General features: G+C 69.3%; 5 protein-coding genes. 3 read left to right on the top strand and 2 right to left on the bottom strand.

Translation table 11 applies throughout. The annotated features are described in order from the left end of the window. Positions 1–202: 202 nt before the first annotated feature. The 3 genes from glgB to ABZU75_RS24925 all read left to right on the top strand — a co-directional run bounded on the left by glgB (position 203) and on the right by ABZU75_RS24925 (position 6,646). Positions 203–2,509 carry a 1,4-alpha-glucan branching protein GlgB gene (gene glgB, locus ABZU75_RS24935; protein WP_355558654.1) on the top strand — a complete coding sequence of 769 codons (2,307 nt, stop codon included), beginning with the start codon at positions 203–205 and terminating at the stop codon, positions 2,507–2,509. 317 nt (positions 2,510–2,826) lie between these two features. Further along, a complete protein-coding gene (locus ABZU75_RS24930) occupies positions 2,827–4,434 on the top strand; it encodes a glycosyl hydrolase family 18 protein (RefSeq protein WP_355558652.1) in 1,608 nt (535 codons plus the stop codon). A 172-nt stretch (positions 4,435–4,606) separates the two neighbouring features. After that, positions 4,607–6,646, top strand: coding sequence for a S8 family serine peptidase (locus tag ABZU75_RS24925; protein WP_355558649.1), 2,040 nt, complete (start codon positions 4,607–4,609; stop codon positions 6,644–6,646). A 114-nt stretch (positions 6,647–6,760) separates the two neighbouring features. On the opposite strand, the gene ABZU75_RS24920 is transcribed toward ABZU75_RS24925, so the two are convergent. Both ABZU75_RS24920 and ABZU75_RS24915 read right to left on the bottom strand, forming a co-directional pair. Next, positions 6,761–7,111, bottom strand: coding sequence for a VOC family protein (locus ABZU75_RS24920; protein ID WP_355558646.1), 351 nt, complete (start codon positions 7,109–7,111; stop codon positions 6,761–6,763). Next, the gene (locus ABZU75_RS24915) at positions 7,108–7,428 is read right to left on the bottom strand and encodes a metalloregulator ArsR/SmtB family transcription factor (protein ID WP_355558643.1); all 321 of its coding nucleotides are present in this window, start codon (positions 7,426–7,428) and stop codon (positions 7,108–7,110) included. Before ABZU75_RS24915 ends, ABZU75_RS24920 begins: the two co-directional genes overlap by 4 nt. Positions 7,429–7,611 lie beyond the last annotated feature (183 nt).

Here is a 7,611-nt window from a genome sequence, read left to right as displayed (position 1 = left end):
GGGCCGGGCGCCTCGCCCGGCCCGGATGCCCGGCACCGCCGGTGGAGGGCGTTCCGGTATGCCCCATATAACCGATAATCGTCACTTTTCTCTCACTCAGATCTGCACCTTTTCCCAGCACGCATGGTGATAGTGGACAAGGGCATGGGTTGAGAGACCCGGGTAGGGCAAGGTAGGGGCTATCGATCTACGGGAGTGAGTCATGAACGCGCACTTGGATCTGGACCGGCTCGCGGGCGGAGCGCACCATGACCCGCACTCGATCCTCGGGGCGCACCAGGGTCCCGAGGGCGTGACGATACGAACGCTGCGCCCGCTGGCGCAGAAGGTCCAGGCCCTCGTCGACGACAGGGCCCACGACATGAGGCACGTGGCCCACGGCGTTTTCGCGGTGACGATCCCCGGCCTCGACAAGATCCCCGACTACCGGCTCCGGATCGCCTACCCCGATGCCGAGCCCTACGAGACGGACGACCCCTACCGGCACTGGCCCACGCTGGGCGAGATGGATCTGCACCTCATCGGCGAGGGGCGCCACGAGCGGCTCTGGGAGACCCTCGGCGCACGGGTCATGCGGCACGAGGACACCGAGGGCACGGCCTTCGCCGTGTGGGCGCCCAACGCCCATGGTGTCCGGGTCATCGGCGACTTCAACCACTGGGACGGCACCGCGTACCCCATGCGCTCGCTCGGCAGGTCGGGTGTGTGGGAGCTGTTCATCCCCGGTCTCGGCCCCGGCGACCGTTACAAGTTCGGCATCCTCGGCTCGGACGGGATCTGGCGGGCCAAGGCCGACCCGATGGCCCGGCGTACCGAGATGCCGCCCGCGACCGCGTCGGTGATCGAGAAGTCGGAGTACACCTGGCGGGACGAGGAGTGGATGCGGCGCCGCGCAGACAGCGTCGCGGTGCGGGAGCCGATGAGCGTCTACGAGGTACACCTCGGCTCCTGGCGCCCCGGCCTGTCGTACCGGGAGCTGGCCGTCGAGCTGGTCGACTACGTGGTGGACATGGGGTTCACGCACGTGGAGTTCATGCCGGTGGCCGAGCATCCGTTCGGCGGTTCCTGGGGCTACCAGGTGACGTCCTACTACGCGCCGACCGCCCGTTTCGGCTCCCCCGACGACTTCCGTCACCTGGTCGACAGCCTGCACGAGGCGGGCATCGGGGTGCTGGTCGACTGGGTGCCCGCACACTTCCCGATGGACGACTGGGCGCTGGCCAGGTTCGACGGCACCCCGCTGTACGAACACGCCGACCCCGCGCGGGGCGAGCACCCCGAGTGGGGCACCTACATCTTCGACTTCGGCCGCAGGGAGGTGCGCAACTTCCTGGTCGCCAACGCGGTGTACTGGCTGCGCGAGTTCCACGTCGACGGGCTGCGCGTCGACGCGGTGGCCTCGATGCTCTACCTCGACTACTCGCGGCGCGAGGGCGAGTGGACGCCGAACGAGTACGGCGGCAGGGAGAACCTCGACGCGGTCGAGTTCCTCAAGGAGATGAACGCGGTCGCCTACCGCGAGGCGCCGGGCATCGTCACCGTCGCCGAGGAGTCGACCGCGTGGCCGGGCGTCTCACGTCCTGTGCACCTGGGCGGGCTCGGCTTCGGCTTCAAGTGGAACATGGGCTGGATGCACGACACGCTCGCCTACCTCAGGCACGAGCCGATCTTCCGCCAGTACCACCACCACCAGATGACGTTCTCGCTGATGTACGCGTACTCGGAGAACTTCGTGCTGCCGCTGTCGCACGACGAGGTGGTGCACGGCAAGGGGTCGCTGCTCGGCAAGATGCCCGGCGACGAGTGGCAGCGGTTCGCGAACCTGCGCGCGCTGTTCGCCTTCATGTGGGCCCACCCCGGCAAGCAGTTGCTGTTCATGGGCGGCGAGTTCGGCCAGGGCTCGGAGTGGTCGGAGGAGCGCGGGCTCGACTGGTGGGTGCTTGACTTCGACGGGCACAGGGGGGTGCAGCGGCTGGTCCGCGACCTCAACCGGGTCTACAAGGACTCTCCCGCCCTGTGGAGCGTGGACGCCTCCCCCGAAGGGTTCCGCTGGATCGACGCCGACGACGCGCTGGGCAACGTGTTCTCCTTCCTCCGCTACGCCGAGGACGGCTCGGCGGTGGCCTGCGTGGCCAACTTCTCCGGCGCCCCGCACGAGAACTACCGCCTCGGCCTGCCCTTCCCCGGCTCGTGGGAGGAGGTGCTCAACACCGACGCCTACGACTACGGGGGCAGCGGCGTGGGCAACCTCGGCTCCGCCGAGGCCGTCGAGGAGCAGCGCCACGGCCTGCCGTACTCCACCACGCTGCGCGTCCCGCCGCTGGGCGCCCTCTGGCTGCGCCACCCCGGCGCGCCTGAGTCCACCGTGGAGTCCACTGTGGAGCCCGCTGTGGAGCCCGCAGCGGACGAGCGCGCGGTGGAGGTCGTACGGGAGCAACCGGGGAGGCGTGCCGCGACCGATTCGCCCGCCGACGAGCCGGAGGAGCGCGAGGAGGCCGAACCGGCCTGATCGAGGCTCGGTACCCCGGCGATCGGCTCCCTGACCTGTCTCTTGACCGGTGAGGCGACGGCGACGTTCGGGCGCCGCCCCTTCGGAACGGCCTCCCCGGGAACCGGACCGCAGAGGGCCGGTCACGCGACCGCGTGACCGGCCCTTTCCGCGTTTTCGCCTCCCTGCCTCCACCCGCTTCCCCCAAAACCTTAAATCGGCCTTATATCCATGACCGAGGCATTGACCGCCGGCGAAGGAGAACCTACGCTCAGGAAACTAATAGGAAACTTTCCTATGAGTACGGGGGCTTGGCACTCTCTGACCTGGAGCGACCCTTGCGACGAATTACCATCGGCTCCTTCATCGCAGCGGCGGCGCTGCTGGTTCCCCTGGGGATCGGCAACGCGACGGCCGCCACACCCGCAACCGCGACGTACTCGACCGCCTCCGACTGGGGCTCCGGCTTCGAGGGCAAGGTCATCGTCAAGGCCGGCACGAGCGCGCTGACGAGTTGGCGGGTCGAATTCGACCTCCCCGCCGGCAAGTCGATCAGCTCGGCGTGGGACGCGGACATGACCAAGAGCGGGAACCACTACACCTTCGTCAACAAGTCGTGGAACGGCGCGCTGGCGGCGGGTGCCTCGGTGAGCTTCGGCTTCAACGGCGCGCCCGGCGGGGTGTCCGGCGTACTGAACTGCAAGCTGAACGGCGCCACCTGCGACGGCACCGGCGGCCCCGACCCGACGCCCACCCCGACTCCGACGGTGACCCCGACGGTGACCCCGACCCCCACCCCCACGCCGACCGTGACCCCGACCGTCGACCCCTCCGCCAAGAAGCTCATCGGCTACTTCACCCAGTGGGGCGTCTACGGCCGCAACTACCACGTGAAGAACCTGGTCACCAGCGGTTCCGCGAGCAAGCTGACGCACATCCTGTACGCCTTCGGCAACACCACCGGCGGCAGGTGCACCATCGGTGACTCCTACGCCGACTACGACAAGGCATACACCGCAGACCAGAGCGTCGACGGCGTGGCCGACACCTGGGACCAGCCGCTGCGCGGCAACTTCAACCAGCTCCGCAAGCTGAAGAAGGCGTACCCGAACATCAAGGTCATCTGGTCCTTCGGCGGCTGGACCTGGTCCGGCGGCTTCACCCAGGCCGCGGCCAACCCGACCGCGTTCGCCGACTCCTGCTACAATCTGGTCGAGGACCCGCGCTGGGCGGACGTGTTCGACGGCATCGACATCGACTGGGAGTACCCCAACTCCTGCGGTCTCACCTGTGACAACAGCGGCCCGAACGCGTTCAAGAACGTGATCTCCGCGCTGCGGGCCAAGTTCGGCACCGGCAACCTGGTCACGGCGGCCATCACCGCCGACGGCTCCACCGGCGGCAAGATGGACGTCGCCGACTACGCCGGCGCGGTCTCGAATCTCAACTGGCTCATGCCGATGACCTACGACTTCTTCGGCGCCTGGGACGCCCAGGGTCCGACGGCTCCGCACTCGCCCCTCACCGCCCTCCCCAACCCCACGAAGCCCGGCTTCTACTCCGACGCCGCCATCCAGAAGCTGAAGGGCAAGGGCGTGCCCGCCAACAAGCTCATGCTCGGCATCGGCTTCTACGGTCGCGGCTGGACCGGCGTGACCCAGGCGGCCCCCGGCGGCACCGCCACCGGTCCCGCCCCCGGCACCTACGAGCAGGGCAACGAGGACTACAAGGTCCTCAAGACCAAGTGCCCGGCCACCGGCACCGTCGCCGGCACCGCCTACGGCTTCTGCAACGGCCAGTGGTGGGGCTACGACACCCCCGCCACCATCACCGGCAAGATGACCTACGCCAAGAACCAGGGCCTGGGCGGTGCGTTCTTCTGGGAGACCAGCGGCGACACCGCGAACGGTGAGCTCATCACCGCCATGTCCAACGGTCTCAAGTAATATCCCAATCACTCGACCCTCCGTGTGCGTCACGCCGCGGGGGGTCGAGCAGTTTCTGAGAAGATCCTCAAAATCCGGGGCAAAGTATTCACTCGGCGCATATGGCTGCTTAGACTCCGAAACGCCCTTTGATCCCCCCGGAGGACGTGTGCGAGTTCGAGCCCTAGTGGCCATGGCGTTGGTTCTCACCATCGCACCTGCGGTACCCGCCCTCGCCGAGAGCCCTCCGGCTCCCCCAAGCGCCTCCGCGAGTCCATCCCCCGGCCCGGATGAGACCGCGCCCGCCGACGTACCGGCCCCGCCCGCCGACGGCGAGACCCCGCCCGGTGACGGCGAGACCCCGCCCGGTGACGGCGAGCCTCAGCCTGGTGACGGCGAACCCCAGCCGAAGCTGGAGGCGGGGCTCGCCTCGGAGAGCGACGGGACCCGGGTGATCGTCGAACTGGCGGCCCCCGAGGAGGCGGCGCCGGTGGCCGGGGAGGCGGAGCGGCTACCCGATGCCCAGGTCGTCCTCGAACCCTCCGACACCTCGTTCATCGTGGTCGAGGGCAGCGGCGAGTCGCTCGCCAAGCTGGCCGAGGACCCGCGCGTCCTGTCCATCCGCCGCGACCGCACCTACTCCCCCGCCTCACTGGGTTCGCTGGGCTCGCTGGCCTCCAGCCTGCAGGTGGTCGGCGCGGACAAGGCGCACGCCGCCGGGATCAAGGGGGCGGGCCAGACGATCGCGATCATCGACACCGGGATCGACGCCGACCACCCCGACTTCGGGGGCAGGGTCGTGGAGCAGGCCTGCTTCTCCGCGACGGACGAGGGCGCGCAGTCCCTGTGCCCGAACGGGCAGACGAGCGACCCCGGATCCGCCGACGCCGAGACCCCCGCCTGCGTCCACGAGCAGGTCAACCTCTGCGACCACGGCACCCACGTGGCGGGCATCGCCCACGCCGTCGCCCCCGACGCGGACATCGTGGCGATCCAGGTCTTCAGCAGGTTCAACGACTGCGACGAGGCGGGCGGGGCCTGCCTGAGCGCGTTCGAGTCCACCATCCTGCTCGCCCTTGAGCACGTCGCGAAGCTCAAGGAGGGCGGTAGGAACGTCGCCGCGGTGAACCTCAGCCTCGGCGGCGGCCTCTACGAGAGTGCGTGCGACACCGAGCCCGAGGTGGCGTCGTTGAAGAGCAGGATCGACGACCTTCGCGCCAAGGGCGTGGCCGTGGTGGCCGCCGCCGGGAACGAGGGCGTGTCCGGCGCCGGAGCTCCCGGCTGCCTCTCCGGCGCGGTGACCGTGGGCGCGACGGGTGACGACGACAACATCCCCTACTGGTCCAACTACGGCTCCGTGCTCGACCTCTTCGCCCCCGGCCTGGAGATCGACTCCGCGGTGCCGGGCGGCGGCCACCAGGTCTACAGCGGCACCTCGATGTCCACCCCGTTCGTCACCGGCGCCCTGGCGCTGATGGCCCAGAAGGCACCGGGCACCCCGGACGCGCTGGAGGCCGCGCTGAAGACCGCGGGCCGGCAGATCACCTACGGCAGCGTGACCACCCCCCGCCTCGACCTGAACGCCGCGATCGCCGGGGGCGCCCCCGGCGACCCCATCACCCAGACCCCTCCCCCCGACTCCCCCGATTCCCCGGAGGACCCGTCCGAGGAGCCCGACCCGGAAACCAGCCCTGAGCCGAGCTCGGGTCCCTCCCCATCGCCCACCCCGGCCGATCCGGTGCCGACGCCGATCCCGCTGCCGACGGTGACGGTCACCGTGACGGTGACCGTCCCCCCGACAACTCCCTCGACGGCGGCCCCCACGGTGTGCACGCGCGGCAAGTCCACGAAGACGCTGACCACCGCGCAGTGGGCGACGGAGATCAGCCGGGGCAAGGGGACGATCCCGGACGCGACGCTCGGCTGCTACCTCGGCCTGGTGAGCAAGGCCAGCAAGGTCTTCTCCGAGGTCACCCGCGCCTCCACCCTGGGCACCGCGTACAAGGTGCTCAAACCCGCGAAGAAGACGTCGAAGGCCAAGCTGGAGAGCGAGCTGCTGGCCGCTTGGCTGAACTGGGCGAACGGCGGGGTGAACTTCACCGCGAAGATCAAGGAGACGGCGACGCTGAAGACGGTCCTCACCTCGGTGGAGAAGCAGCGCCTGAAGGGCACCACTCCCGCCGCGTCCACCTCGCTGCTCAAGAAGCAGGTGAACGCCCGCCGAGCCGCCTAGTGCGTGTCCGGCCGGGCCGCACCGATCCGTTCGGCGGTCCTGCCGGCCCCGATGGCGTGATCCGGGGTTGAGGAACAGCCGGCGGCTGTTCCTCAACCCCGGATCAGCCGCCGCTCATGCTTGGATGAGGGTGAGGATGTTGCCGGCCGGGTCCTTGACCTGCGCCTTGACCACCCAGCCGTTGTCGGTCGGCGGCATGGTGACCGCGCCGCCCAGTTCGGCCGCGCGGCGGACCGCCTGCTCAAGGTCCGGGACCACCACGCCCAGGGTGACACCGGCCTGTTCGGTTTCGACGATCGCCCCGCCCAGCCCGCCGGGCGTCTGCACCAGCGCATACCCCGGCCCCTTGCGGTTGATCTGCCAGTCCAGCAGATCGCCGTAGAAGCGGTGCAGGCCCGCGTCGTCCGGGCCGCTGATGTCGAAATGCGCCACCGCATTCGCCTGGCGCACAGTCTGCTCGTTCATGTCGTGTCCTCCTGGGTCTCTTCGCTGTCCTGGGCTCGGACGGTGGCCGGAAAAGCCTGCATGAGCAGATCGGCAAGCTGGTGAAGCCGTTCAGGGCAGGCCCGGTAGAGCCGATACGTCCGGTTGACTCTCATCGTGACCAAGCCGGTCTTGCGCAGCACCTTCAGGTGCTCCGAAACGCTGGCCGGGGCCAGGCCGAGCCGGTCGGCCAGTTCTCCCGCACCACGCTCACGCTCCCAGACCTCGAAGAGGATGCGCCGACGGTGTCTGCCGGCCACGGCGCGCAGGAGTTCGTCGAGATCATCCGGCTCAGTCACGACGGCGATGCTATTTCGGATTATTCCGAAATAGCAAATGATCGGTCACCCGCGTTGACCCGACGTGAAGCAGGAACCGCACACCCGGCGGGCAGGTGAACCTCACCACACCGCACAACCCCGGCACCGCCGGTGAGGGAGCACCCACCGCGTACCCGGCGGGCAGGCGAACGCCCGGCGGGA

The sequence above is a fragment of the Streptosporangium sp. NPDC005286 genome (genome assembly GCF_040607515.1).
Lineage (GTDB): Bacteria > Actinomycetota > Actinomycetes > Streptosporangiales > Streptosporangiaceae > Streptosporangium.
This window is presented reverse-complemented; position numbering and strand designations above follow the sequence as displayed.

Coding starts and splice junctions, on each gene's coding strand:
- glgB (WP_355558654.1), top strand. CDS start 203: ATGAACGCGCACTTGGATCTGGACCGGCTCGCGGGCGGAGCGCACCAT.
- ABZU75_RS24925 (WP_355558649.1), top strand. CDS start 4,607: ATGGCGTTGGTTCTCACCATCGCACCTGCGGTACCCGCCCTCGCCGAG.
- ABZU75_RS24920 (WP_355558646.1), bottom strand. CDS start 7,111: ATGAACGAGCAGACTGTGCGCCAGGCGAATGCGGTGGCGCATTTCGAC.